Annotated in this window: 22 protein-coding genes; 7 read left to right on the top strand and 15 right to left on the bottom strand. The window is 71.9% G+C overall.

Annotated features, from left to right (window positions below; genetic code table 11):
• Positions 1 to 29 precede the first annotated feature (29 nt).
• Positions 30 to 1,283 (top strand): multidrug effflux MFS transporter, encoded by a 1,254-nt coding sequence (locus ACSSS0_RS21340; protein WP_487229556.1) that lies wholly within the window; start codon positions 30 to 32, stop codon positions 1,281 to 1,283.
• 29 nt (positions 1,284 to 1,312) lie between these two features.
• Here the strand turns inward: ACSSS0_RS21340 and ACSSS0_RS21335 are convergent, their stop codons facing one another.
• On the bottom strand, positions 1,313 to 1,771 hold the full coding sequence (locus ACSSS0_RS21335; RefSeq protein ID WP_056777054.1) for an Lrp/AsnC family transcriptional regulator: 459 nt from the start codon (positions 1,769 to 1,771) through the stop codon (positions 1,313 to 1,315).
• Positions 1,772 to 1,902: 131 nt separating this feature from the next.
• Entirely contained in the window at positions 1,903 to 3,744 is a 1,842-nt protein-coding gene (locus tag ACSSS0_RS21330; RefSeq protein ID WP_487229555.1) for an adenylyl cyclase, read from the bottom strand.
• 122 nt (positions 3,745 to 3,866) lie between these two features.
• Here ACSSS0_RS21330 and ACSSS0_RS21325 point away from each other — a divergent pair, with 122 nt between their 5' ends.
• The gene (locus ACSSS0_RS21325) at positions 3,867 to 4,808 is read left to right on the top strand and encodes a 5'-3' exonuclease (RefSeq protein WP_435986007.1); all 942 of its coding nucleotides are present in this window, start codon (positions 3,867 to 3,869) and stop codon (positions 4,806 to 4,808) included.
• Between the two features lie 131 nt (positions 4,809 to 4,939).
• The gene (locus tag ACSSS0_RS21320) at positions 4,940 to 5,164 is read left to right on the top strand and encodes a hypothetical protein (RefSeq protein ID WP_435986008.1); all 225 of its coding nucleotides are present in this window, start codon (positions 4,940 to 4,942) and stop codon (positions 5,162 to 5,164) included.
• Between the two features lie 198 nt (positions 5,165 to 5,362).
• On the opposite strand, the gene ACSSS0_RS21315 is transcribed toward ACSSS0_RS21320, so the two are convergent.
• The 7 genes from ACSSS0_RS21315 to ACSSS0_RS21285 all read right to left on the bottom strand — a co-directional run bounded on the left by ACSSS0_RS21315 (position 5,363) and on the right by ACSSS0_RS21285 (position 13,034).
• Positions 5,363 to 5,563 (bottom strand): cold-shock protein, encoded by a 201-nt coding sequence (locus ACSSS0_RS21315; RefSeq protein WP_020144233.1) that lies wholly within the window; start codon positions 5,561 to 5,563, stop codon positions 5,363 to 5,365.
• A gap of 220 nt (positions 5,564 to 5,783) precedes the next feature.
• Positions 5,784 to 8,663, bottom strand: a complete 2,880-nt coding sequence (locus ACSSS0_RS21310; protein WP_487229554.1) for a DEAD/DEAH box helicase — start codon at positions 8,661 to 8,663, stop codon at positions 5,784 to 5,786.
• Positions 8,660 to 9,565 carry a diacylglycerol kinase gene (locus tag ACSSS0_RS21305; protein WP_435986010.1) on the bottom strand — a complete coding sequence of 302 codons (906 nt, stop codon included), beginning with the start codon at positions 9,563 to 9,565 and terminating at the stop codon, positions 8,660 to 8,662. The genes ACSSS0_RS21310 and ACSSS0_RS21305 overlap by 4 nt, the downstream gene beginning before the upstream one ends.
• A 9-nt stretch (positions 9,566 to 9,574) precedes the next feature.
• The gene (tatC, locus tag ACSSS0_RS21300) at positions 9,575 to 10,381 is read right to left on the bottom strand and encodes a twin-arginine translocase subunit TatC (protein WP_435986011.1); all 807 of its coding nucleotides are present in this window, start codon (positions 10,379 to 10,381) and stop codon (positions 9,575 to 9,577) included.
• A gap of 39 nt (positions 10,382 to 10,420) precedes the next feature.
• Positions 10,421 to 10,792 (bottom strand): Sec-independent protein translocase subunit TatA, encoded by a 372-nt coding sequence (gene tatA, locus ACSSS0_RS21295; protein WP_487229553.1) that lies wholly within the window; start codon positions 10,790 to 10,792, stop codon positions 10,421 to 10,423.
• Positions 10,793 to 11,004: 212 nt separating this feature from the next.
• The gene (locus ACSSS0_RS21290) at positions 11,005 to 11,997 is read right to left on the bottom strand and encodes a helix-turn-helix transcriptional regulator (protein ID WP_487229552.1); all 993 of its coding nucleotides are present in this window, start codon (positions 11,995 to 11,997) and stop codon (positions 11,005 to 11,007) included.
• Entirely contained in the window at positions 11,994 to 13,034 is a 1,041-nt protein-coding gene (locus ACSSS0_RS21285; RefSeq protein ID WP_487229551.1) for a helix-turn-helix transcriptional regulator, read from the bottom strand. Before ACSSS0_RS21285 ends, ACSSS0_RS21290 begins: the two co-directional genes overlap by 4 nt.
• A gap of 78 nt (positions 13,035 to 13,112) precedes the next feature.
• On the opposite strand from ACSSS0_RS21285, the gene ACSSS0_RS21280 reads away from it, so the two are divergent.
• The gene (locus ACSSS0_RS21280; RefSeq protein ID WP_487229550.1) at positions 13,113 to 14,225 is read left to right on the top strand and encodes a DUF3866 family protein; all 1,113 of its coding nucleotides are present in this window, start codon (positions 13,113 to 13,115) and stop codon (positions 14,223 to 14,225) included.
• An 85-nt stretch (positions 14,226 to 14,310) separates the two neighbouring features.
• Here the strand turns inward: ACSSS0_RS21280 and ACSSS0_RS21275 are convergent, their stop codons facing one another.
• The 3 genes from ACSSS0_RS21275 to pafA form a co-directional block, all read right to left on the bottom strand.
• Positions 14,311 to 14,697, bottom strand: coding sequence for an FKBP-type peptidyl-prolyl cis-trans isomerase (locus tag ACSSS0_RS21275; protein WP_435986016.1), 387 nt, complete (start codon positions 14,695 to 14,697; stop codon positions 14,311 to 14,313).
• Between the two features lie 43 nt (positions 14,698 to 14,740).
• Positions 14,741 to 15,736: an FKBP-type peptidyl-prolyl cis-trans isomerase gene (locus ACSSS0_RS21270; RefSeq protein WP_487229549.1), complete on the bottom strand. Its 996-nt coding sequence runs from the start codon at positions 15,734 to 15,736 to the stop codon at positions 14,741 to 14,743.
• 178 nt (positions 15,737 to 15,914) lie between these two features.
• Positions 15,915 to 17,306, bottom strand: a complete 1,392-nt coding sequence (pafA, locus tag ACSSS0_RS21265) for a Pup--protein ligase (RefSeq protein ID WP_435986018.1) — start codon at positions 17,304 to 17,306, stop codon at positions 15,915 to 15,917.
• Positions 17,307 to 17,592: 286 nt separating this feature from the next.
• Between pafA and ACSSS0_RS21260 the strand changes: the two genes are divergently transcribed.
• On the top strand, positions 17,593 to 18,831 hold the full coding sequence (locus ACSSS0_RS21260) for a hypothetical protein (RefSeq protein ID WP_487229548.1): 1,239 nt from the start codon (positions 17,593 to 17,595) through the stop codon (positions 18,829 to 18,831).
• Positions 18,832 to 18,958: 127 nt separating this feature from the next.
• Here the strand turns inward: ACSSS0_RS21260 and prcA are convergent, their stop codons facing one another.
• Genes prcA through ACSSS0_RS21245 form a run of 3 tightly spaced genes read right to left on the bottom strand, consistent with a single transcriptional unit; the run spans position 18,959 to position 20,822 of the window.
• Complete coding sequence (gene prcA / locus ACSSS0_RS21255) at positions 18,959 to 19,789, bottom strand: proteasome subunit alpha (protein ID WP_487229547.1); 831 nt, start codon at positions 19,787 to 19,789, stop codon at positions 18,959 to 18,961.
• Positions 19,786 to 20,619 (bottom strand): proteasome subunit beta, encoded by an 834-nt coding sequence (prcB, locus tag ACSSS0_RS21250; protein WP_487229546.1) that lies wholly within the window; start codon positions 20,617 to 20,619, stop codon positions 19,786 to 19,788. Before prcB ends, prcA begins: the two co-directional genes overlap by 4 nt.
• The gene (locus ACSSS0_RS21245) at positions 20,616 to 20,822 is read right to left on the bottom strand and encodes a ubiquitin-like protein Pup (RefSeq protein WP_056756869.1); all 207 of its coding nucleotides are present in this window, start codon (positions 20,820 to 20,822) and stop codon (positions 20,616 to 20,618) included. The genes prcB and ACSSS0_RS21245 overlap by 4 nt, the downstream gene beginning before the upstream one ends.
• A 366-nt stretch (positions 20,823 to 21,188) precedes the next feature.
• Here ACSSS0_RS21245 and ACSSS0_RS21240 point away from each other — a divergent pair, with 366 nt between their 5' ends.
• Positions 21,189 to 21,953, top strand: a complete 765-nt coding sequence (locus tag ACSSS0_RS21240) for a hypothetical protein (RefSeq protein WP_487229545.1) — start codon at positions 21,189 to 21,191, stop codon at positions 21,951 to 21,953.
• The gene (locus tag ACSSS0_RS21235; RefSeq protein WP_487229544.1) at positions 21,950 to 23,068 is read left to right on the top strand and encodes a hypothetical protein; all 1,119 of its coding nucleotides are present in this window, start codon (positions 21,950 to 21,952) and stop codon (positions 23,066 to 23,068) included. Before ACSSS0_RS21240 ends, ACSSS0_RS21235 begins: the two co-directional genes overlap by 4 nt.
• The last annotated feature ends 4 nt before the right edge of the window (positions 23,069 to 23,072 follow it).

Here is a 23,072-nt window from a genome sequence, read left to right as displayed (position 1 = left end):
CGTCGTCCGGTGCGTCGGCAGGGTCCCGTGTGCCGCGACTGCAGCTCGTCCTCGTCCTCGCCGCCCTGACGATGGTCGGGCCGTTCACCATCGACGCGATCTTCCCTGCGTTCGAGGTGATGACCGGCGAGCTCGGCGTCGACAAGGTCGCGATGCAGCAGACGGTCAGCGTCTACCTCGTCGCGTTCGCGGTCGCGAGCCTCTTCCACGGGTCGCTGTCCGACGCGCTCGGCCGTCGACCCGTCATCCTCGTGGGCTGCGCGCTGTATGCCGTCACGAGTGCCCTGTGCGCGCTGGCGCCGAGCATGCCGCTCCTGCTCGGTGCCCGCGGCGCGCAGGGCCTCGTGGCGGGTGCCGGGATGATCGTCGGGCGCACGGTGGTGCGCGACCTCTTCGACGGTGCGCAGGCGCAGCGCTTCATGAGTCACATCTCGATGATCTTCGCCATCGCTCCGGCGCTCGCGCCGATCGTCGGTGGCGCGATCCTCGGCTGGGGCTCGTGGCGCACGATCTTCTGGGTGCTCGCGGGCTACGGCGTGCTCCTCGTCGTGCTGACGCTGACGTCGCTGCCCGAGACGCATCCGGTCGGTGAGCGCGTCCCGTTCCGGCCGAGGCCGCTGCTCGCGTCGTTCACCTCCGCGGCCGGTGACGGGGCCGTGCTGCGCCTCAGCGCCGCGATCGCCCTCAACTTCGGCGCCCTCTTCCTCTACATCTCCTCGGCGCCCGCGATCGTCGTCGACCACCTCGGGCTCGGCGAGCGCGACTTCGGCGTGCTCTTCGTCCCGCTCGTGGTCACCATGATGATCGGCTCGTTCCTCACCGGACGGCTCGCCGGTCGCGTGCGTCAGGGTGCCTTCGTCCTCGTCGGCTTCCTCGTGGCCCTCGCCGGCGGCGCCTTCGCCGTCGTCTACCAGGCGGTCGTCGACGTGCCTGCTCTGCCGTGGACCGTCCTGCCGGTGGCGGCCGCCTCGCTCGGCGTCTCCCTCGTGTTCCCGATCCTCACGATCGCGCTGCTCGACCTGCGCCCGCGCGAACGGGGGGCCGTCTCCTCGTTCCAGTCCTTCCTCAGCACGTGCGTCAACGCGCTCGTGGCGGGGGCGGTCTCGCCGCTCGTCAGCGGGTCGCTGACGACCCTTGCCGTCGTGGCGGGGTCGATGACGCTCTCCGCGCTCGTGCTCTGGTGGTGGCACCGGCGTCGTATGCGTGCCCGCGCGGGCGCTGCCCGTCGACGGGACGACGTCGTGGTCCCGTCACCCGCACCGGAACCGATCGACCAGCTCTGAGCGCGGTCCCTCCGGCCGCCCTTCGGGGGTCAGGGGGTCTCGCGCGGCATGGCCGACGCGCTGCGGGCCTCCCACGGCGTCGACAGCACGACGGTCGTGCGTGTCGCGACGTTGGCGGCCGACCGGATGCGCGCGAGCAGGTCCTCGAGGTTGCCCGGCGTGGCGACCCGCACCTTGAGGATGTAGCTCTCGATCCCGGCCACCGAGTGGCAGTCCTCGATCTCGGTGATGTGCCGCAGCCGCTCGGGCACATCGTCGGGCGCGCTCGGGTCGAAGGGCGTGACCGAGATCAGCGCCGTGAGCGGCAGGCCGAGCGACTCCGGCGACACCTGCGCCGTGTAGCCCGTGACGACCCCACGCTCCTCGAGTCGACGGACGCGCTGGTGCACCGCGGACGTCGACAGGCCCGTGGCCTTGCCGAGGTCCGTGTAGCTCATCCGGCCGTCCGCGAGCAGCAGGCCGACGAGGCGACGGTCGAGATCTTCCATGGCCGAAGGGTAGACCAGCGGTTACCTGACGGGTGCTCCATTCCTCATGCCGGTACGACCGCCCCGGGACGGGCGGGCGCACCGGCATGCTGACGGAGGTTCAGGGAGACTCAGCGGAGGTCCGGGGCGGCTCAGGGGAACGACGTGACCGTGCTCGGCACCCCGACGGCCGCCGAGCTCACCGGCGCCCCGGTGTCGTTGACGACGTGGTCGAGCGTGCCTGCCCCCAGCTGGACGGTGAGGAGGGAGTGCAGGCGTACGCCCGGGGTGACGGGCACCTCGAAGCCGCGCGTCGCGTGGATCGTCGGGTCGACGTTCGTGTAGATGTAGCTGCCGCCGCCCCACAGCCCGTGGGTGCGCACCGTGTCGGCGACCTTGTAGCCCGCCCACCCGAGCACGCCGTCGTGCTGCCAGGCGGCCTGGTTCGGCGCGTCGTACGGCAGCTCGTTCTGGTAGAACACCGTGCGCCCGCGCTCACCGTTCCACACGGTGTTGTACTCCCGGAAGTGCTCGGAGAAGAGGCCGGTCGCGGTCACGTCGTCGCCGTTGACGACGACACCGTTCTCGGACGGGTTGACCGTCCAGCCGACGCCCTCGCCGTGGTCGGCGCGCCAGGCCCAGATGTCGTCGAGCAGCGTGTGGTCGCTGTTGACCTCGAGGCCGACGGTCGCGCGGCCCGCGAAGGGACCACCGACGCGGAGGAAGACGTCGAGCAGGGTCGTGGGGTTGGCGGCGTCCGACCGGGTCGCCGCGCGCCCGGAGCCGACGCGCACGAGCGCTGGCGAGTTGACCGGGCCGGCGTCGACCATGAGGCCGGCGACGACGACACCGGGCACGTCCCCGATGACGAGCGGCACCGCCCCCCCGCGGGCCGTGAGGCTCGCGAGGCCCATGGCGAGGACGACGGTGTCGGCCCGGCGCACGGTGATGCTGCGGTCGACGTCGTAGACACCGGGCGTCAGCAGCAGATGCTTCCCGCGAGCCAGCTGGCTGTTGATCGTCGACACCGAGTCGGAGGGGCGGGCGACGTAGAAGTCCGAGAGCGGCACCGATCGGCCGGGGGTCTGGCCGTTCGCCCACGTCACACCGGACGAGTCGGCCGTGGCCGAGGGGACCCGCACCTGCCACGTGCCGGAGGCGTCGACGTAGAGGAAGGGCCGCTCGCGGCTCACCGGCGTCTCGTCGAGCGTCGTGTAGGGCGGGCTCGGGAAGGAGGTGGCCGGTGCCCCGTCGACACCCGAGAAGACCTGGTTCCAGACGGCGTTGGACCAGCCGCCGATCTCGCTGTTGCGCACGAGGTACTGCTGCTGGGAGCCGTTGATGACGAAGCCGGTGCGCGAGTCGGCGATGAACCCGCCGCTGGCGTACTGGGGGCCGGCCGTGCAGTAGTCCATGAGCGTCAGGTTGCCGCCGACGATGTTGACCCGGCGCATGGGCGCGGCCTGCGAGGCCGCCCAGAAGTTGCCCGAGGCGCGGCAGTCCGACAGGCCCGTGACGTTGATGGTGAGGTTGGACAGCGACCGCCAGAAGTTGTTGAGGGCGATGCAGTTGTCGGGTGCCAGGCACCGGTTGTAGACGTCGACGTGCCCGTTGATGACGACGTCGGTGGGCAGCGCGCCGAGCCCCGCGACCTCGGTGTAGTAGCCGACGCGCACGATGAGCGGGTCGGCGGCCGTGCCGTACGTGCCGGGCTTGAACAGCAGCGTGTAGCGCGAGGAGCCCATCTCGTTGTCGACCTGCTCGTCGTAGACGGCGTCGACGCTCGCGCGGATGTCGGCCACCGACATGCTCGGGTCGTAGACGCGGACGTTCGGGCCGAGGTCGGGCCCCGGGCGCGGTGGGGGTGCCGCCGAGGCACTGCCGGCACCCACGAGGGCGACGGCGGCCGCGATCGCGACGAGCACGGCCGACGCGCGGCGCGCCCAGCCTGCACGGGCGGGGGTGGACGTGGGGCCAGCACTGCGAGACGTCATCGTCGTCGTCGCCTCTCCGCGAGGGGGGTGCGCTCCGGGTGGTCGCGCTCTCACGCCATCATCGTGGCCCCACGGGGCCGCGGCAAGGTGCGCTCCCGTCGTGGCCCGGTACCCTCTCGCGTATGCCGTCCCGAGCCCCCAGGATGCTCCTGCTCGACTCCGCCTCGCTCTACTTCCGCGCCTTCTTCGGCGTGCCCGAGGTGATCGGTCCGAGCGGGGTGCCGACCAACGCGGTCCGCGGGCTGCTCGACATGATCGCCTCGCTCGTCGAGCGCGGTCGCCCGACGCACCTCGTCGCCTGCTGGGACAACGACTGGCGTCCGGCGTTCCGCGTCGAGGCCATCCCGTCCTACAAGGCCCACCGCGTGGCGGAGCCGGGGCCCGACGAGCTCGCCGGCGAGACCGTCCCCGAGGCCCTCGGCGTGCAGGTGCCGATCATCGTCGACGCGCTGACGGCCCTCGGCATCGCCCGGGTGGGCGTCGACGGCTATGAGGCCGACGACGTCATCGGCACCTTGGCCACCGCGTTCAGCGGCCGCATGCCGGTCGACATCGTCACGGGCGACCGGGACCTCTTCCAGCTCGTCGACGACGCGAACCAGGTGCGCGTCATCTACACCGCCCGTGGCGGCGTGCGCTCCCCCGACCTCGTCGACGAGGCCTTCCTGGCCGAGAAGTACGGCGTCGGCACGGGACCGGCGTACGGCGACATGGCGATCCTTCGCGGTGACACGAGCGACGGTCTGCCGGGCGTCGCGGGCATCGGCGAGAAGACCGCGGCCAAGCTCATCACGACCTACGGGACCCTCGCGGCGATCCGGGCGGCGATCGACGACGGCGACCCCGCGATCAAGGGCGCCCAGCGTGCCCGTCTCGAGGCCGCCGGCGACTACCTCGACGCCGCCCCCCGCGTCGTGGCCGTGGCCAAGGACGCCGCCGTGCCCGACATCGACCTCGCCGCACCGTCGGCCGTCGCCGACCCCGCCCTGATGTCGCGGCTGGCCGTCGAGCACGGCCTCACGTCGTCCTTCGACCGCGTCATCTCCGCCCTCGGCATCGACTGACCCGCGGCACGTGCGCCGGACCGTCCGCGACGTCACGGTACGGTCACCTTTCGGTCGGCCGGACGCGTGCGTGAGCATCCGAAGGCGACCCGGGGTTCACCACCCGGGCGCAGAAAGGCGCATACTGAAGGGTGCCCACCCATGGAACCCCCGACCGTCGTCGCCACCTGTCCAGCAGCCCGTTCAGGCCGGCCCCGGCTCCGGACATCGAGGAGTTCGCGGTCGGTGACCGGGTCTCCCACCTGCGTCACGGACTCGGCGTCGTCGTCTCGTGCACTCCCGCCACCGTGACCCTGAAGTTCGAGTCCGGCGTGGTCCGCGTCAACAGCCCGTTCGAGCGTGTGACCCGGCTCTGAACGCACGCTGAACGATCTTCGCGGCGAGCCCGGAGCTGCTGCGGACCGGCCATGCGGCCGTCCGCCCGCCACCGGACGCCGCCCCGGACCGCGACCGGCACACGGCACGACGCGGACCCGGGCATGACGAAAGGCCGGTCCACACGGGGACCGGCCTTCGTCGTACGGACTCTTGGGTCCGACGAGATCAGCGAGCGATCAGAGAGCGCGGACGCGCATCGCCTGCGGGCCCTTCGGGCCCTGCTCGACGTCGAACTCGACGGCCTGGTTCTCCTCGAGGCTGCGGTAGCCGTTGCCCGTGATCTCCGAGTAGTGGACGAAGACGTCGGGACCCTCGGTCGGGGCGATGAAGCCGAAGCCCTTCTCCGAGTTGAACCACTTGACGGTTCCCTGTGCCATGTTTTTCTCCTTTGGGTGGAAGTGAGTCGTTGCTTGTCAGCGACCCCCGGTCGGCAGAGACGCGACCACTTTCCAGAAACCCTGAAGAAACAGTTGCGCTCGCAATGGCGTTCCTTGCGAGCGTGTGAAGACACGAGCACCAAAAACGTCGACCGGTGCCCCAACCATAGCCGACCGGGCACCCCCGACGACAATCGCGACGGGGGCGCAGCAGCGCTGCTCAGTCGAGACGGTCGGCCGCGACGACCCCGCGCAGGACGCCGTCGCTCGCCCGGCGCGCCGTCGTCGCGAGGTCCGGGTCCGCCGCGTCGGTCAGCTGTCCCAGCAGGTCGATGACCTGCTTGCAGCGGCGCACGAAGTCGCCTGCGGCGAGGTCGGTCCCGCGCAGCACGTCCTCGAGCCGCTGCCCGCTCGCCCACCGGTGCATGGCCCACGCGAGGCCACCGTCCGGCATACCGGTACGCGGGAGCGCCAGGGCGCCCTCGGCGTCCTCGAGGTCGGACCAGATCCGGATCATCCGGTCGTACGCCTCGCGCACGTCGTCGTTGGGCCAGCGCGGGGTGAGCCCGGTCTCCTCCCGCCGAGGCTCGTGCACGAGCGTCGAGACGACCGCCGCGAGCGACGGCGGGTCGAGACGTCTCCAGACCCCCTCGCGCAGCGACTCCGCGGCGAGCAGGTCCTTCTCGGTGTAGAGCTGGCGCAGGCGGTCGCCGTCGGTCGTGACCGTCTGACCCCCCGGGCCGAGGTAGCCCATCTCGACGAGCAGCTCGCAGATGCGGTCGAAGGTCTTGGCGACGGAGTTCGTGCGCCCGTCGATCTTGCGCTGGATGCCGTCGGTCTCGCGACGCAGGCGCCACCATCGCTCGGCCCAGCGCGCGTGGTTCTCGCGGTCGGGGCAGCGGTGGCACGGGTGCGCCTTCATCTGCCGACGCAGCTCGTCGACGCGGTCGTCGGACGGGTCCGCCTCGGCCTGTCGCCGCCGTGACGGCGGGTCGTGCGGCATCGTGGCACGCAACGTCGCCGCGAGGTCACGACGCGCCTTGGGGTTGCGGGCGTTGAACTGCTTGGGCACGCGCATCGAGCCGAGCGGCTCCAGGGGCGTCGGGACGTCGTGCAGGGTCAGGCGGCGCAGCTGGTGGTCCTCGGTGACGACGGCCGGGGACGCCGACTCCCCCTTGCCGCCCCGGTTGGGCATGACGACGACGGCCAGGCCGCTGTGGCGTCCCGCGGGGATGCGCACGATGTCGCCGATCTTCAGCGACTCCAGGGAGATCGCCGCAGCTGTGCGCACCGACGCGGAACGGGCCCTCGCCCCCTCCTTCTCGACATCGCGGATCTCGTTGCGGATGGCGGCGTACTCGGAGAAGTCACCGAGGTGGCACGTCATCTGCTCGGCGTAGCCGGCCAGGGCCTCCTCGTTGCGGCGGACCGTGCGGACGAAGCCGACGACGGCCCGGTCGGCCTGGAACTGGGCGAACGAGGTCTCGAGGATCTCGCGGGCGCTCTCCCGGCCGAACTGGCGCACGAGGTTGACGGCCATGTTGTACGTCGGCCGGAAGCTCGAGCGCAGCGGGTAGGTGCGCGTCGACGCGAGGCCGGCGACGCCCGCTGGGTCGAGCCCGCGGTTCCACAGCACGACGGCGTGACCCTCGATGTCGATGCCGCGGCGACCGGCACGCCCGGTGAGCTGGGTGTACTCGGCCGGCGAGATGTCGACGTGGCTCTCGCCGTTGAACTTCACGAGCTTCTCGAGCACGACGGTGCGCGCCGGCATGTTGATGCCGAGGGCCAGGGTCTCGGTCGCGAACACGGCCCGCACCCGGCCGGCGGTGAAGAGCTCCTCGACGATCTCGCGGAACGTCGGCAGCATGCCGGCGTGGTGGGCGGCGAAGCCGCGGGACAGCCCGTCGACGAAGTCCCAGTAGCCGAGCACCGAGAGGTCCTCCTCGGCCAGACCCTGGATGCGCTCCTCGACGAGGCGCCGGTTGGACTCCCCCTCGGACTCGGGGATGAGGCGCATGCCGCTCGACAGCAGCTGGCCGACGGCGCCGTCGCAGCCGGCGCGGCTGAAGATGAAGGTGATCGCGGGCAGCAGCCCCTCGCGCTCGAGGCGCTCGATGACCTCGGCACGGGTCGCGCCTCCACCGGGCCGGCCACCGCGGGCGAAGCCGCGTCCACCGTCGCCGCCGCCGGGTCCGCGCCCCGACGGGGAGTCGTTTCCGCGACGGCCTCGGCCGGCCCAGTCGTCCCGTCCGCCGCGGCCGCCGCCACCGGACCCACCCCGCGCGCCCTTGCCGCGTGGACGGCCCTTGTCGCGCCCACCCCGCGAGCTGACCCAGTGCGAGTCCCACGCGCCCCGACCCTCGGTGCCGCGGATGGCGTGCACGAGGTCGGGGTTGACGCTCACCGAGTAGCGGCCGGGTGCGGCCACGAAGTGCTCGTCGTCCGCGCGGGCGTCGCGCTCCTCGACGAAGAGGTCGAAGAGGGTCTGGCCGACCATCATGTGCTGCCAGAGCGGCACCGGACGGTGCTCCGAGACGATCACCTCGGTGTCGCCGCGGACCTCGCCGAGCCAGGCGCCGAACTCCTCGGCGTTGCTCACCGTCGCCGACAGGGAGACGACGCTGACGTCGGGGGGCAGGTGGATGATGACCTCCTCCCACACCGCCCCGCGGAAGCGGTCGGCGAGGTAGTGGACCTCGTCCATGACGACCCAGCCGAGCCCGCGCAGGGTCGTCGACCCGGCATACATCATGTTGCGCAGGACCTCGGTCGTCATGACGACGATCGGGGCCTCGCCGTTGACCGAGGAGTCACCGGTCAGCAGGCCGACCTTGGCGGCGCCGTGGACGCGCACGAGGTCGGCGTACTTCTGGTTCGACAGGGCCTTGATCGGCGTCGTGTAGAACGCCTTGCGTCCCGTCGCGAGGGCCAGGTGCACGGCGAACTCGCCGACGATCGTCTTGCCGGCACCCGTCGGTGCCGCCACGAGGACTCCGCGGCCCTCCTCGACCGCCCGACAGGCCTCGGTCTGGAAGTCGTCGAGGGGGAACTCGAGCTGCGCGGCGAACTCGGCCAGCCTCGGCCACGTGGCGATCACGCGGGCACCTCCATCGGGGTCACGACGTGCAGGGCACCGGGCACTGCCTCGGCGTCGATCGGTAGGTCGGCGAACGTCTCGCCATCGGCCTGTGAGTGGATACCGCTCGCCTCCAAGCGAACTCGCCGGGCGCGATGGATCTCGACGGCCGGGTGGGTGGTGTGCGTTCCGGAGTAGACCTTGGGGAAGACCCGCAGGAACGCCGGGATCGACAACGCGTGGACGATCAGGACGTCGAAGAGGCCGTCGGTGACGTCGGCATCGGGACAGACCCGCATGCCACCACCGAAGGAGGTCGTGTTGGCGACGGCCACGAGCATCGCCCGCGTCTCGAGACGACGCCCGTCGAGCTCGACGGCATATGGGATGGGGCGGAAGACGGGGAGCTCACGCAGGACGGCGAGGTTGTAGCGCATCTGCCCGCGCGGCCACGTCATGCGCTGGGCGCGGGCGTTGACGACGGCGTCGAAGCCGGCGCCGAGCACGCCGCCGAACCACCTCTCGCCGGCCACGCCGTGGGTGACCCGGCCGAGGTCGATCTCGCGCGTCCGACCCTCGGTGAGCAGCGCGACCGCAGCGCGCGCGTCACGGACGGGCAGACCGAGGTTGCGCGCGAAGTCGTTGCCGGTGCCGGCAGCGACGACGCCGAGCCGAGAGGGCGTGCCCGCGCAGAGGTTGACCCCGAGGTGGACCATGCCGTCGCCCCCGACGACGAGCACCGTGTCCACGCCGGTGGAGACGACCTCGCGGGCCCGCGCGCGGGCCTGCTGGTAGTCGCTGCCCGACACGTCGACGACGTCATGACCCGCCTCGTGCAGCAGCCTGCGCGTCTCGTCGCCCATCTGCCGTCCGACGCCCTTCCCGGAGGTGGGGTTGACGATCAGGGCGACACGCTGGGACACACCCGAACGCTACAGGGCAGAGGCCTGGTCGTCGGGGACGTCCAACCAGTCGGGCTTGTGCTCCTGCTTGCGCCGGTCGAGCAGGTAGGCGATCCCGACCGAGGCGAAGTAGAGCAGCACCATGGGACTGGCGAGGAAGAGCATGGTGTACGCGTCGGGCGTCGGGGTCATGATCGCCGCGAAGACGAGGATGATCATGACGGCCGGCCGCCAGCCCTTGAGCATCGCCTGCGCCGACAGGACGCCGACGAGGTTGAGCGCGACGAGGAAGACCGGGAGCAGGAACGCGCAGCCGAAGGCGACGATGAACTTGAGGACGAAGTTGAGGTACTGCGACCCGTCCTGCAGGTTGTAGGCGCCGTCCGGAGTGAAGCCGAGCAGGACCGCGACGGCCTTGGGCACCATGATGAACGCGAAGAAGCAGCCGGCGAGGAAGAGCGGCACCGCGGCGACGACGAAGAGTCGCGCGATGAGCTTCTCCTTCTTCGTCAGGCCCGGGACGATGAATCCCCAGATCTGGAAGAGCCAGACCGGCGACGCGACGATGAGCCCGACGAAGAGCGACGTCGTCAGCTGGAGCGCGAACGCGTCGGTCATGCCGGCGAAGTTGATGTTGACGACACCCTCGCGGCCGACCTGGAGCTCACGCAGGGGCTTGGTCAGGGCGTTGATGACCTGGTCGTAGTAGATCCAGCCGAGGACACCGCCGATGATGATCGCGATGGCGCTGATCGTGATGCGGTTGCGCAGCTCACGGAGGTGATCGCCGAGCGACATCCGCCCCTCGGGGTCGCGCTGGCGTCGCAGTGACGGCATTCAGGTGATTCCGTGTGAAGGGTTCGGGATCCGACCCACTCAGAGCGTCGTGTCGCGACGGACGTCGTCCGGGCTGCTGGTCGGCGTGGGGGTCGTCGTCGGCGTCGGGGCGCCGGCCCGGAGGCGGTCGGCCTCGGCGCGGGCCTCGGCGGCGCGGCGCTCGGCGTCGGCGAGGCGGGCGTCGGCGGCGCGGCGCTCGGCCTCGGCGTCCACGACGTCACCGGGGACGGTGGTCTGGGAGGCGTCGCTCGGGACGGGCTTGCCGTCCTTCTTCAGCTCGTCGACCTCGGACTTGAAGACCCGGGCGGAGCGGCCGAGGCTGCGGGCCATGTCGGGGAGCTTCTTCCAGCCGAACAGGGCGATGAGCACGACCGCGATGATGATGAGTTCGGGGGCACCCAGGTTGGGCATGGTTACGTCTCCTCGTCGAAAGCCGGTCCGGATCCGAACCGTCATGGTGCAGCCTCGGTGCTGCAGGTGTCCAGCATACGTGCGCCCGGTGAACCTGACCCGTGCGGCGCCCGTGAGAACGGCCAACTGCCCGGTATGTGGGCACCCGGGTTCACTGGGTGGACAGCGGTCGCGTCGCCGCGGGACCCGCGGCGCCCCGGCGTGTCGGGTGGTCAGCTGTCCGAGCCGTAGGCCGACAGCGCGGCGCGGGCCTCGTCGGCGACGGCGTCGACGAGCTCGGGCGGCTCGACCACGCGGGCCTCTCCCCCGAGGCGCAGCACGAGCCGACGCACGAGGGCGGGGTCGGCCACCTTGAGCGTGACGCGCAGCGACCCGTCGGGGCCGCGCTCCACGCCCTCGTTGGGGTAGTAGTCGGCGATCCAGGCGGCCCAGCGGCTCGCCTCGATGACGACGGTGACGTCGTTCTCACCGGGGACGAAGACGTCGTCGAGGTCACGGGGACGCGCGTCCTCCGGCGGCGTGCCGTCGACGTCGAGCACCGACGCGTCCTCGATCCGGTCGAGCCGGAAGAGCCGGACGTCCTCGGCGCGGTGGCAGTAGCCCTCGACGTACCACTGGGCGTCGAGGTTGAGGATGCGCATGATGTCGACGTCCCGCTCGGTCGACTCGTCGCGCGTCGCGACGTAGTAACGCAGGTGGACCCGACGCCCGCGGGCGAAGGCGTCCTTGAGGGTCGCCATGGCTGCGTGCTGGCTGCCGTCGTCGAGGTCGAGGTCGATCCGGCCCGTGGGCCCGCCGACGGTCGTCGCGGCCGCAGCCCGGATCTTCTCGAGGGTGCGCTCGGCGACGTCCGAGCCGACGAGCGTCGATCCCAGGGCCTGGAGGCCGGCGGTCAGGGTGACGGCCTCGTCGCGCGTCAGCCGCATCGGCGCCGCGATGTCGTCGGCGTTGTCGAGGTAGATGTGGCCGCTGTCCCACTGCGCGTCGATGAGCTCGGCATGCCCGTAGCCGGGCGTGCCGCACACGAAGAGCAGCTCGAGGTCCTCGACGACCTGCTGCTCGTCGACCCCGAACTCCTGCGCCGCCTCGGCGATCGACACGCCCCGGTGCTGCAGCAGCCACGGGACCATGTCGAGCAGCCGTCCGAGGCGTTGCGTGGCCGTCTCGGGGGCACGCCGTGCCGTCGTGCGTCGTGTCGTGCTCATGCCTGCTCCCCCGTCCGGACCTGCTCGCCGTCCGCCTGCCCATCCTCTTCGGCCTGTCCAGCCGGCTCGGCCTGCGCCTCGAGCACGGCCCGGAGCGCGGACCTCACCCCGTCGACGAGCTCGGGCGGCGACACGGCCACGGCATGCGTGCCGAGGGCGACGACGTCGCGCTCGGTCGTGCCGCGGCGGTAGGGCACCTCGATCTCGGCCCACCGCTCGTCGAGCTCGGTCGTGCGCTGGGCGTGCCGGCGCAGGGTGTGGCCCCGGCCGTGCCGCACGCGCACGACCGCGGTGCCCTCGGGCTCGGGCAGCTGCGCCTCGAGGGCCACCTCGGGCACGTGGTCGGTCGGGACGGCATACGAACCCGCCCGTCCCTTGCGACGGACGGCGCCCTCGAAGCGGCTGAGCCGGAAGGCGCGCTCGTCGCCACGGTCGACGTCGAAGCCCGTGAGGTACCAGCGGCCGTGCCAGTTCTTCAGCGCCCAGGGCTGCACGTGACGGGTCGTCAGCTCACCGTCGTTCTTGCGGTAGTCGAAGGTGATCGGCTGCAGGGCCGACACGGCGGCGTGCACCGCCTCGAAGGCCGGCTCCTTGGTGCGGATGCGCGGCTCGGCACCCGCGGCCACGGACTCGTCGATCTCGACGCCGGACAGCCGCAGCTTGCGCAGACCCGCGGACGCGGCGCCCGAGATGCTCGCCGTCGACCACGCGCGGGCGGCCAGCGCCAGGGCGGCGACCTCGTCGGCCTCGAAGCTGATCGCCGGCAACGTCGTCTCGCTCGCGTCGATGCGGTAGCCGACCTCGTCGTCGAAGAGGACGTCGAGGACCGTCGTCGTGATGGGGATGCCCATCTCGCGCAGCTCGTCCTTGTCGCGCTCGAACATGCGGTCGAAGGCCTCGTCGGAGCTCGCCTGGGCGTAGGCCGGCAGCGACTCGCGGATCTTTTGCTTCGAGACCGGTCGCCGCGCGGACTTCAGCGCGAGGATGAGGTTGAGCAGCCGTTCGGTCTTGTCGGCCGAGGCAGACGCAGGGCTCATCGAGACCTTCCTGAAGGGGCGCGGCGCAAGGGGGGCAGTCCGACGCTACCCGAACATGCGATCGAATAGGGTCAGCCCATGATCCAGTGGCGCCGGGGTGTCGTGGTCGAGGTGCGCTCGCGCTGGGCGGGCGCGGTCGAGTATGCCGTCCGGCTGCCCTCCGGTGACGTCGTCCGCGCGCTCGGCTACGTCGACGTCGTCGGTGACCTCCGTCCCGGGACCGCCGTGCTGCTCAACACGACGGCCCTCGAGCGGGGGCTCGGCACCGGCGGCCTCGCCATCGTCGTCGCCGCGCCGGACGCCCTCCCCCGCCCCGTCGACGACGTCACCGCCATGCCCGGGCACGTCGTCAAGGCGCGCTACACCCCCTCCCAGACGATGGTGCTCGGGGTCGACGAGCAGGACAGCGAGCACCACGCGGTGCTCGCCGACGCCGACGACCTCGACGGGCTGCCCGTCGTCGTGGCCGACCTCCACTCGGCGCTGCCCGCGATCCTCGCGGGCGTGCGCGAGACCGCGCCGACGCTGCGGGTCGCCTACGTCATGACCGACGGCGGCGCGCTGCCCATCGACTTCTCCCGCACCGTGGCCGGTCTGCGCCAGGCCGGCTGGCTCGACGCGTCGATCACCGTCGGTCAGGCCTTCGGCGGCGACCTCGAGGCGGTCAACGTCCACACGGGGCTGCTCGCCGCGCGCCACGTCGTCGGTGCCGACGTCGTCGTCGTCTCGCAGGGGCCGGGCAACCTCGGCACGGGCACCCGGTGGGGCTTCTCCGGGACCTCGGCGGGCGAGGCCGTCAACGCCGCAGGCACTCTCGGCGGCCGCCCGGTCTGCTCCCTGCGCATCTCGGAGGCCGACCCGCGCGAGCGGCACCGCGGCGTCTCGCACCACAGCCTGACGGCATACGGCCGCGTGGCGCTCGTGCCGGCCGACGTGCCGGTGCCCGACCTCCCCGGGGAGGTCGGCACCCGGGTCCTCGCGCAGGCGCGCGCACTCGCGGCGGCGAGCGACGGGCGCCTCACCCTCCAGGAGGTGGCGACAGAGGGGCTCGACGCCGCCCTGCGCGCGTCGCCGGTGCCGCTGCGCACCATGGGGCGCGGATACGACGACGACCGCGCCGGGTTTCTCGGCGCGGCCGTCGCGGGGAGGTATGCCGCTCGCGTGGTCCGGCGCGCGTCACGCCTGGCCTGACGAGCGACGCGAGCGCATCGAGCGAGTCGAGCAGGGAAGGCGTGACGTCAGGCGCGCCGAACCCTGCGAGCGAAGCGAGCCAGTGTCAGCGCACGTCGTCGAGGTCGACGACGAAGATCAGCGTCTCACCGGGCTTGATGGCAGCGCCGGCACCGCGGTCGCCGTAGGCGAGGTGCGCCGGGATCGTCAGCTTGCGCCGACCGCCGACCTTCATGCCCTCGATGCCCTTGTCCCAGCCGGGGATGACCATGCCGACGCCGAGACGGAAGTCCAGCGCGCTGCCCCGGTTCCAGGACGAGTCGAACTCCTCGCCCGTCGAGTGCGCGACGCCGACGTAGTGGGCGCTGACGGTGTCGCCGGCCTTCGCCTCGCGGCCGTCACCCTCGATGAGGTCCTCGACGACGAGGTCGGCGGGCGCGTCGCCCTCCGGGAAGTCGATCTCGGGCTTCGTGCGGTTGGGGTCGAGTGCCATGCTGCGTGTTCCCTTTCGTCGGTGAACTCGGTGGGTGGAGCGGTCAGTACGCGTCGAGGATGTCGACGACGAAGACGAGCGTGTCGGTGCCGGAGATCTTCGGCGCGCTGCCGGCCTTGCCGTAGCCGTCAGCCGGCGGGATGACGAGCAGCACGCGGCTACCGACCTTCTTGCCCACCAGCGTCTTGTCCCAACCGGGGATGACGCCGCCGACGCCGATCGGGAAGTCCGCGGCCGCGCCGCGCTGCCACGAGGAGTCGAAGACGCTGCCGTCCTTCCAGAGGACGCCGTGGTACTGGGCGCTGATCGTCTGGCCCTTCTGGACCGTCGCGCCGGTGCCCTCGATGAGGGTCGCCTGCTGCGTCGTCGTCGGGGCCGCCGTCTTGGGCACCGTGACGGTGGGCTCCTTGGTCGGGCCGTTCTTGAACTCGACCGTGGGCAGGCCCGCGGGCACGGCCGTCTGGGTGCCGTCGATCGTGGTCAGGGGCGTGTGCACGTCCTGGATGTCGGCAACCACGACGATGGTGTCGGTGCCCTTGACGCCGAGCTGGTCGTTGCCGGCGCTGCCGAAGCCCTTCTCGGGCGGGATCGTGAAGGCGATGCGGCCGCCCTTGGTGGCGCCCACGAGGCCCTCGGTGAAGCCGGCGACGATGTCGGTGCGGCCGAGGCGGTAGGCCTCCGCGGACCGTCCGGCGGCGTAGCCGTCGTCGATGAGCTTGCCGCTCGTGCCGTTGTAGATCTGGGCGCGCAGGCGCACGGTGTCGGCCTTCGTCGCGGCCTTGCCGGTCCCCGGGGTCAGCACCTTGTGCTCGACGGCCTTCGAGCTGATCGGCGTGGCGCCGAGGGTCACCTTCGGAGCCGTCTTGAGGTCGACGGCACCGGTCGCGGTCACGCCCTTGAGCGCGGCCGAGGCGGCGACGGTCGTCGTGGCGGTGCCGGTGGAGCCGGACGACCCGGACCCGCAGGCAGCGAGCGTGGTCAGGCCGAGGGCAGCGATGAGGGCAACGGCCGTGCGAGCGGCCGGACGGTTGGGGCGCACAGGGGAAGACTTTCGGTCGAGGCGGGCGGGCGTGGAGGTCCCGCAGGGCAAATCCCAGCCACTGTAACGCCCGCCCTTGTGCGCGCTTCACAGCGCACTGACAGGTCCACACAGGTTCCCACGGGCTGTCGCGCGGCGGGGAGGAGGCCCGGTCGGGACCGTGCGGACCCGGGTGGGTTCAGAGCGGGCGCTGGATCGTCGGCGACCGGTCGATCGTCTCCATGAGGCGCTCGACGCGCTCGTCCACCGACCGGAAGGGGTCCTTGCACAGCACGGTGCGCTGCGCCTGGTCGTTGAGCTTGAGGTGCACCCAGTCCACCGTGAAGTCACGCCCGTGGGCCTGGGCGGCGCGGATGAAGTCGCCACGCAGCTTGGCCCGGGTCGTCTGCGGCGGGCGCACCTTCGCCTCGAAGATCTCGACGTCCGAGGAGACGCGCGCCGTCCGGCCGTGGCGCTGGAGCAGGTAGAACAGGCCCCGACGGCGGTTGATGTCGTGGTAGGCGAGGTCGATCTGCTGGATCCTCGCGTCGGTGAGCGCCAGCCCGTGCTTGGCGCGGTAGCGCTCGATGAGGCGGTACTTGATGACCCAGTCGATCTCGGTGTCGATGGCGTCGAGGTCGCCCGAGCCGATGGCGTCGAGGGCGCGGCCCCACAGGTCGATGACCTGCTTGGTGTCGGGGCTGTCCATCCCCTCGCGGTCGACGAACTCGACGGCCTTGTCGAGGTACTCGCGCTGCATGTCGAGGGCCGAGAGCTCGCGGCCGTTGGCGAGCCGCACGGTGGCCCGTCCCGTCGGGTCGTGGCTCATCGTCCGGATCGCACGGATGGGGTTCTCCATGGACAGGTCGCGCATGACGACGCCCGACTCGATCATCCGCAGGACGAGGTCGGCACTGCCCACCTTGAGCAGGTTGGTCGTCTCCGACATGTTGGAGTCGCCGACGATGACGTGGAGGCGGCGGTACTTCTCGGCGTCGGCGTGCGGCTCGTCACGGGTGTTGATGATGGGCCGGCTGCGGGTCGTCGCCGACGACACGCCCTCCCAGATGTGGTCGGCACGCTGACTCACCGCGAAGCTCGCGCCGTGCGCGGTCGCGACGACCTTGCCGGCACCGCAGATGATCTGGCGGCTGATGAGGAACGGGATGAACATGTCCGAGACGCGCTGGAAGTCACCCGAGCGTCCGTAGAGGTAGTTCTCGTGGCAGCCGTAGGAGTTGCCGGCGGAGTCGGTGTTGTTCTTGAAGACGAAGATCTCGCCCTCGACGCCGTCGTCGCGCAGCCGACCCTGGGCATCCTCGACGAGGCCCTCGAGGATGCGCTCGCCCGCCTTGTCCTGGATCACGAGCTCGCGCACCGAGTCGCACTCCGCCGTGGCGTACTCCGGGTGGGACCCCACGTCGAGGTAGAGCCGCGCGCCGTTGCCGAGGAAGACGTTGCTCGAGCGGCCCCACGCGACGACGCGGCGGAAGAGGTAGCGGGCGACCTCGTCCGGAGTCAGGCGCCGCTGGCCCTGCGTCGTGCAGGTGACGCCGTACTCGTTCTCGATCCCGAAGATCCGCCGCTCCATGAACCAACTCTAGGCGGCGGGTCCCGCGGCCGTCGGGCACGACCACCCGTCGGCGCGGCTGGGCGGCCTCCGGAGGCTCCGAGAGGCGTCGGGAGACGCCCACGGCGCCCGCGGCGTACGCCGCTCGAGGAGGGCCGCGGCGGGCCCGTGTCTCGGTGTCGCGACGATCGCTCCGGCACGGTGTCCGACAGGCCGACGTCTGTGATAGTCAGTCAGGTGTGGCTGTCACAATGGCCGCTGTCCCCCTCTTGCCGTACCCCTCCACGATCCCCTGCATTGGACGGAAATGATCGACAGACCACACTTCAAGTTCTCCCGCCGCGGCTACGAGCCCGAAGAGGTTGACTCGTTCATCGAGTCGCAGAACCGCACCCTGCAGGCGGCCAAGAAGGACGCCGCCGAGCGCAGCGTCGAGCTGACCAAGCTCAACGCCGCCCTGACCGACCTGCGGGGACAGCTCGGTCAGCAGTCGCGCGTCATGGCCGACCTCAAGAAGAACAGCTCGCCGGCGCCCGCCCAGACCTTCGCCGACCTCGGTGAGCGCATCGCCCAGATCCTGTCGCTCGCCGACCAGGAGGCCGGCGAGATGCGCACCCGGGCCAACGGCGAGGCCGACGAGATCCGCGAGCGCGCCAACCGTGCCGCCGCAGAGCTCAAGGCGACGACGGCGAGCTACGCCGAGCAGGCCCGCGCCCGCGCCGACGAGGAGGCCGTCCGCATCATCGCCCAGGCCAACCGCGAGGCGCAGGCCATCGTCGCCGAGGCCCAGAGCGTCACCGCGGCCCAGCGCCAGGAGGCCGCCGCGGAGTACGAGGCGCACCGCCTCAAGGCGTCCACCGCCTCCGCCGAGCTCGAGGTCAAGCTCGCGGCTCGCCGTGAGTCGGCCGACGCCGAGTTCGAGGCCCGCCGCCAGCAGCAGGAGGCCGCGCTCAACGAGAGCGAGTCGCGCCTGCGCCAGCTGACCGAGCGTGCCGAGCACGACGCCCACGAGATGCGCGCCAAGGCCGAGCGCCTGCTCGAGAACGCCCAGGCCCAGTCCGACCAGATCGTCTCCGAGGCGCGCGACCACGCCTCGCGCCTGCGTGAGGAGTCCGACCGCGAGCTCGCCGCCGCGACGGCGCAGCGTGACAGCATCACCGCGCAGCTCGGCAACGTCCGTCAGATGCTCGCCACCCTCGGTGGCGGTGCCCTCATGGACACGCTCGGCGCTCCGGACAAGCCGGCGCAGCCGCCGCAGGTGCCCGACGTCCAGCAGCCGGTCCCGGCCGTGCAGCAGGCGTCCGAGACCGAGGACAACGACGACCGCACCGACGAGGCCTCCCCCGAGGCCGTCGCGCCCGAGCCCGAGCAGGCCGAGGACGACGCGCAGCCCAGCGCCGAGGCCGACGTCGCGCAGGGCGACGACGTGCAGGGCGACGACGTGCAGGACGACGCGGACGGCGAGAGCTCGTCCTACGGCTCCGACCAGTCGTCGTACTACCAGCGCAGTGCCTCCAGCGACCGGGTCGGCGCCACGCGCCGCTGACCCGACGGCGTCGCCCCGGTGACGGGGTCACGGCACCGCACGGCGGCACACCGGACGACACGAAGGCCGCCCACCGTCACGGTGGGCGGCCTTCGACGTGTGCACCCCCGGGTGCAGCCTCGCCGGCTCAGGCAGGCGGTGGCTGGGACGCGGGACCATCAGGGGTCTCCCCCGCGGCCACCGAACCGCCTTCTCCTGCAGGGGGCTCCGTCGCCGCCACCTCGGTTGGAGCACCGGGGGCACCGCTGTCTCCGGTGGCTCCGGGCGCGTCACCGAGGAGCCGCGTCAGCAGCGGACCCACGATGCGCCGGAACGAGCGGCGCGGACGGTCGCGGTCGAGCACCGCGACCTCGAGCTGGGCCTCGTCGAGGGCCCGGCGCTCGCCGTTCTCGCCGGCGCCGAGGACGTCGACGGCCAGTCGCAGGACCTCGGCGAGGGTCATGCCCGGTCGCCAGCCGGTGCCGAGGCGCTCCTCGGCGGCGTCGCTGGCGCCACCCATCGCCACGAAGCCCTGCTCGTCGGCGACCGACCCGTCATAGGTGAGCCGGAAGATCTGGTCGGTGTCGCTGTCGACCCCGACCTCGGCCACGACGATCTCGATCTCGAACGGCTTGGACTCCTGGGTGAACACCGCCCCGAGCGTCTGGGCGTAGGTGTTGGCGAGGGCCCGCGCCGTGACGTCGGTGCGGTCGTAGGAGTAGCCGCGCAGGTCGGCATACCGGATGCCGGCGACCCGGAGGCTCTCGAACTCGTTGTAGCGGCCGACGGCGGCGAAGGCGATGCGGTCGTAGATCTCGGACACCTTGTGCAGGGCCCGCGACGGGTTCTCGGCGACGAAGGCGATGCCGCGGTCGTAGCCGACGACGATGACCGACCGTCCACGCGCGATCCCCTTGCGCGCGAAGTCTGCCCGGTCCTTCATGACCTGCTCGGGAGGGACGTAGAACGGCATGCTCATCGGGCACCTCCCGGGTTGTCGCGACGGGCCGCGACGACGCGCTGCACGTGTCCTTCGAGGACGTCCTGCGCGACGAACCGCGCACCGGAGTGGTCGACGACGGCGACGGTCGGCCAGATCTGGCGGCCGAGGTCGGGGCCACCGGTGGCGGAGTCGTCGTCGGCGGCGTCGTAGAGGGCCTCGATGGCGACCGACACGGCCTGCTGCTCCTCGAGACCGGGGCGCCAGAGCTTCTTGAGGGCACCACGTGCGAAGACGGACCCGGAGCCCGTCGAGTGGTGGCCGCCCTCGACGTAGCAGCCGCCCGTGACGTCGTAGGAGTAGATCCGCCCCGTGGCCGACTCGAGGTCGAAGCCGGCATACGTCGGGACGACGGTCAGACCCTGCATCGCGAGGGCGAGGTTGCCCCGGATCATCGAGGCGAGGCGGTTGGCCTTGCCCTCGAGCGACATGATGGCGCCCTCGATCTTCTCGTAGTGCTCGAGCTCGACCTGGTAGAGCCGGACGAGCTCGATCGCGATGCCGGCCGTGCCGGCGATCCCCACGACGCTGTAGTCGTCGGCCGCGAAGACCTTCTCCATGTCGCGGTTGGCGATGACGTTGCCCATGGTGGCCCGGCGGTCGCCGGCCATGACGACGCCGCCGTCGAAGAGCAGGGAGACGATGGTCGTGCCGTGCGGGGCCTCGATGCTCGCCCCGGACGGCAGGCGCCGACCCGAGGGGAGCAGCTCAGGACGGTAGGCGGAGACGAACTCGGCGAACGACGACGACCCCGCGCTGAGGAAGGCGTCGTCGAGGCGGCGGGGCTGCCCCGTTGACCACTGGGTCACTGGCCGCCCTTCTGCACGAAACCGCGGACGAACTCCTCGGCGTTCGACTCGAGGACACCGTCGATCTCGTCGAGGACGCTGTCGATGTCGTCGGACAGCCCCTCCTTGACGGCGGCGCCGGCGGGCGCGGTCGGGGGTGCCTCCGGTGTCTCCGGCGGCTCCTCGTCACGACGCTGTGGCTTGACGTGCTCCTGACCCGGCATGGCTACCTCCCAGACGTGAAAGACCTCGTGCCCCGACCCTAACCCGTGCACGCCCCGCGGTCCGAGCACCCACCGCCGACGATGGACGCGCCTCTCCCCCGGCGCGGCTCACGATGGCGTCACGCCCCCACGGACGCCCGGCGTTGCCCGGCCGACCGGTCGCCTCGGCTCGGGTGTCACGGCCCCGCTCCCGGACCGCTCGCGGACACGGCTGGGACACAGCGGGGGGGCACGGTCGTGACACAGTGGGGCAACCCGGACACCTTGTGCGCCAAGCGTTCCCATCGATGGCGGTGGCTGTTACGTTGTCGCCGGACGCCCTCGTTCTCGGCGTCCACACAACTGCATCTACTCGGGGGAGTAACCATGAACGCTGCTCAGCAGCAGGCGACCGCGCCTTCTCGCGGCCAGTCGCGACGCGCCGTCGTCACGGGGGCCGCGTGGGCGGTGCCCGTCCTCGCGATGGGGGCACCGGCCGCGCACGCCGGCATCAGCCGGTGCACGGTGACCGGATCGATCCAGATGGGGCCCAACGTCTTCACCGACGTCGACGCCGTCTGCCAGGCCAACGCCCAGAGCCCGGACCTCAACGTGCCTCGCATCCGCACGGGTTACGGCCGTGCCTACCTGCCGGTCTACATCGAGATCTGCAACTGCACCGTCGACTCGGCGTGGTACCGGTTCCGCGAGGTGGACACGCTCGGCAACTTCCAGATCGAGGTCGCCGGTCGGCACAACGACCAGAACGGGGCGGGGGCGGGCTACCGCCCCGGCTTCAAGCTGAGCCCGGTCGGCGAGTCCGGCGGCTGCCAGCGCTTCCCGCTCACGTACCGCACGTCACAGAGCCGTCCGTTCTCGTCGAGCCTGAGCGGCGTGCCGGGCAACGCGGTCGGCGTCTCGATGACCGTCACCCTCCAGCGTCACCCGAGCGCGAGCGGCAGCGCGCCGTCGCAGAACGACCCGGGGTGGGCGACGGTCTCGACCTTCACCGTCTCGGGCTCGGTGTGGCGCACGGTGCGGGTCGGCGCGTCGAACAGCTCCGACCCCGTCAACTTCGGCTCGTGCGCGCGGCAGTCGGGGGTCGCCGGCGCGGCCGTCCAGGCGGAGACCCGCGTCGCGGGCCTCGATTGAGGCGTCAGACACAGCAGGCCGTCACCCGCGATGACGACGGCCTGCTGTGCCTGCGCGTCCTCGGCGAGGTCGTCGGTGTGCGCTTCGCGGCCTCCGGCCCACGGGAGCAGGTGCGGGCGGCGTGGTCGAGGTGTGTCGTCCCGACGCCCGACGGCGCCGTACGCACCATCCGGTCCGAGGAGTCCGACCTGCCGTTGACCCGGCCGCTCGCGCACCGGCTCGCCCACGACCTGACCGACCTCGGGATCGACCTGCAGGCGGGCCGCGCCGTCATGCTGCACGCAGCGGGGCTCAGCCGTGGCGACGGGTCGGTCGTCGCACTCGTCGCGACGTCGGGGACCGGCAAGACGACAGCGGCGGCGACCCTGGCCCGCAAGGGGTTCGGCTACGTCACGGACGAGACCGTGGCGGTCCTCGCGGACGGCACGGTGCTGCCGTTCCCGAAACCCCTCTCGGTCGTCGTGAATCCCGACGTCGCCGACGACAAGGTCCACGTCGGTCCGGACGAGCTCGGGCTCGAGCCGTGCCCCCACGGGCTGCGGCTGCGTGCGGTGGTGCTGCTCGACCGGGACGCCACGCAGGCGGGTCCCGCGCGCCTGGAGCGGCTCGACGTCCTCGACGCCGTCATGCACCTCGTCGGTCACACGAGTGCCCTGACCCGCCTGCCCCGACCCCTCCTGCGCCTCGCGCGGCTGGCGGCCGACGGCGCCGGGGTCCATGTCGCGCACTACGCGGAGGCCGGGGACCTCGAGCCGCTCCTCCACGCGTTGCTCGAGGCACCCCCCGCGGCCCCCTCCGTGCTCGACGACGTGCGCACGGGCACCGGAGCGCGTATGCCCGCCGGTGCACCCGGGCGGCCACGCGAGGGCTACGTGCGCGCCCGGGTGGCGGACGGCATACGCACGCAGGACGGTGCGGTCCTGCTCGTCGGGGCCGACCCGGTCCGGCTCGGCCCGCTGGGGCTCACGCTGTGGGACGCCGCGGCCGGCGGGGCCGGGCGCGAGGACCTCCTCGCGGCGGCCCTGCGCGAGCACGGACCGCACCCGGACGCGGAGGGTCTCGTCGACCGTGCCGTCGCGGCCCTCGTCGACGCGGGGGTGCTCCGGGCTCGGTAGGCCG

Source organism: Terrabacter sp. R4-6, assembly GCF_057529065.1.
Note: the sequence above shows the minus strand (reverse complement) of the source record. Positions and strands in the feature narration are given on the sequence as shown.

Bases quoted from the DNA above. Each gene is read 5' to 3' on its own strand.
- ACSSS0_RS21245 (WP_056756869.1), bottom strand. From the start codon at position 20,822: ATGCCGGGTCAGGAGCACGTCAAGCCACAGCGTCGTGACGAGGAGCCG.
- ACSSS0_RS21260 (WP_487229548.1), top strand. From the start codon at position 17,593: ATGATCGACAGACCACACTTCAAGTTCTCCCGCCGCGGCTACGAGCCC.
- ACSSS0_RS21280 (WP_487229550.1), top strand. From the start codon at position 13,113: ATGATCCAGTGGCGCCGGGGTGTCGTGGTCGAGGTGCGCTCGCGCTGG.
- tatA (WP_487229553.1), bottom strand. From the start codon at position 10,792: ATGCCCAACCTGGGTGCCCCCGAACTCATCATCATCGCGGTCGTGCTC.
- prcA (WP_487229547.1), bottom strand. From the start codon at position 19,789: ATGAGCATGCCGTTCTACGTCCCTCCCGAGCAGGTCATGAAGGACCGG.
- ACSSS0_RS21335 (WP_056777054.1), bottom strand. From the start codon at position 1,771: ATGGAAGATCTCGACCGTCGCCTCGTCGGCCTGCTGCTCGCGGACGGC.
- ACSSS0_RS21275 (WP_435986016.1), bottom strand. From the start codon at position 14,697: ATGGCACTCGACCCCAACCGCACGAAGCCCGAGATCGACTTCCCGGAG.
- ACSSS0_RS21240 (WP_487229545.1), top strand. From the start codon at position 21,189: ATGAACGCTGCTCAGCAGCAGGCGACCGCGCCTTCTCGCGGCCAGTCG.
- ACSSS0_RS21315 (WP_020144233.1), bottom strand. From the start codon at position 5,563: ATGGCACAGGGAACCGTCAAGTGGTTCAACTCGGAGAAGGGCTTCGGC.
- ACSSS0_RS21290 (WP_487229552.1), bottom strand. From the start codon at position 11,997: ATGAGCACGACACGACGCACGACGGCACGGCGTGCCCCCGAGACGGCC.
- pafA (WP_435986018.1), bottom strand. From the start codon at position 17,306: ATGGAGCGGCGGATCTTCGGGATCGAGAACGAGTACGGCGTCACCTGC.
- ACSSS0_RS21285 (WP_487229551.1), bottom strand. From the start codon at position 13,034: ATGAGCCCTGCGTCTGCCTCGGCCGACAAGACCGAACGGCTGCTCAAC.
- ACSSS0_RS21330 (WP_487229555.1), bottom strand. From the start codon at position 3,744: ATGACGTCTCGCAGTGCTGGCCCCACGTCCACCCCCGCCCGTGCAGGC.
- ACSSS0_RS21325 (WP_435986007.1), top strand. From the start codon at position 3,867: ATGCCGTCCCGAGCCCCCAGGATGCTCCTGCTCGACTCCGCCTCGCTC.
- tatC (WP_435986011.1), bottom strand. From the start codon at position 10,381: ATGCCGTCACTGCGACGCCAGCGCGACCCCGAGGGGCGGATGTCGCTC.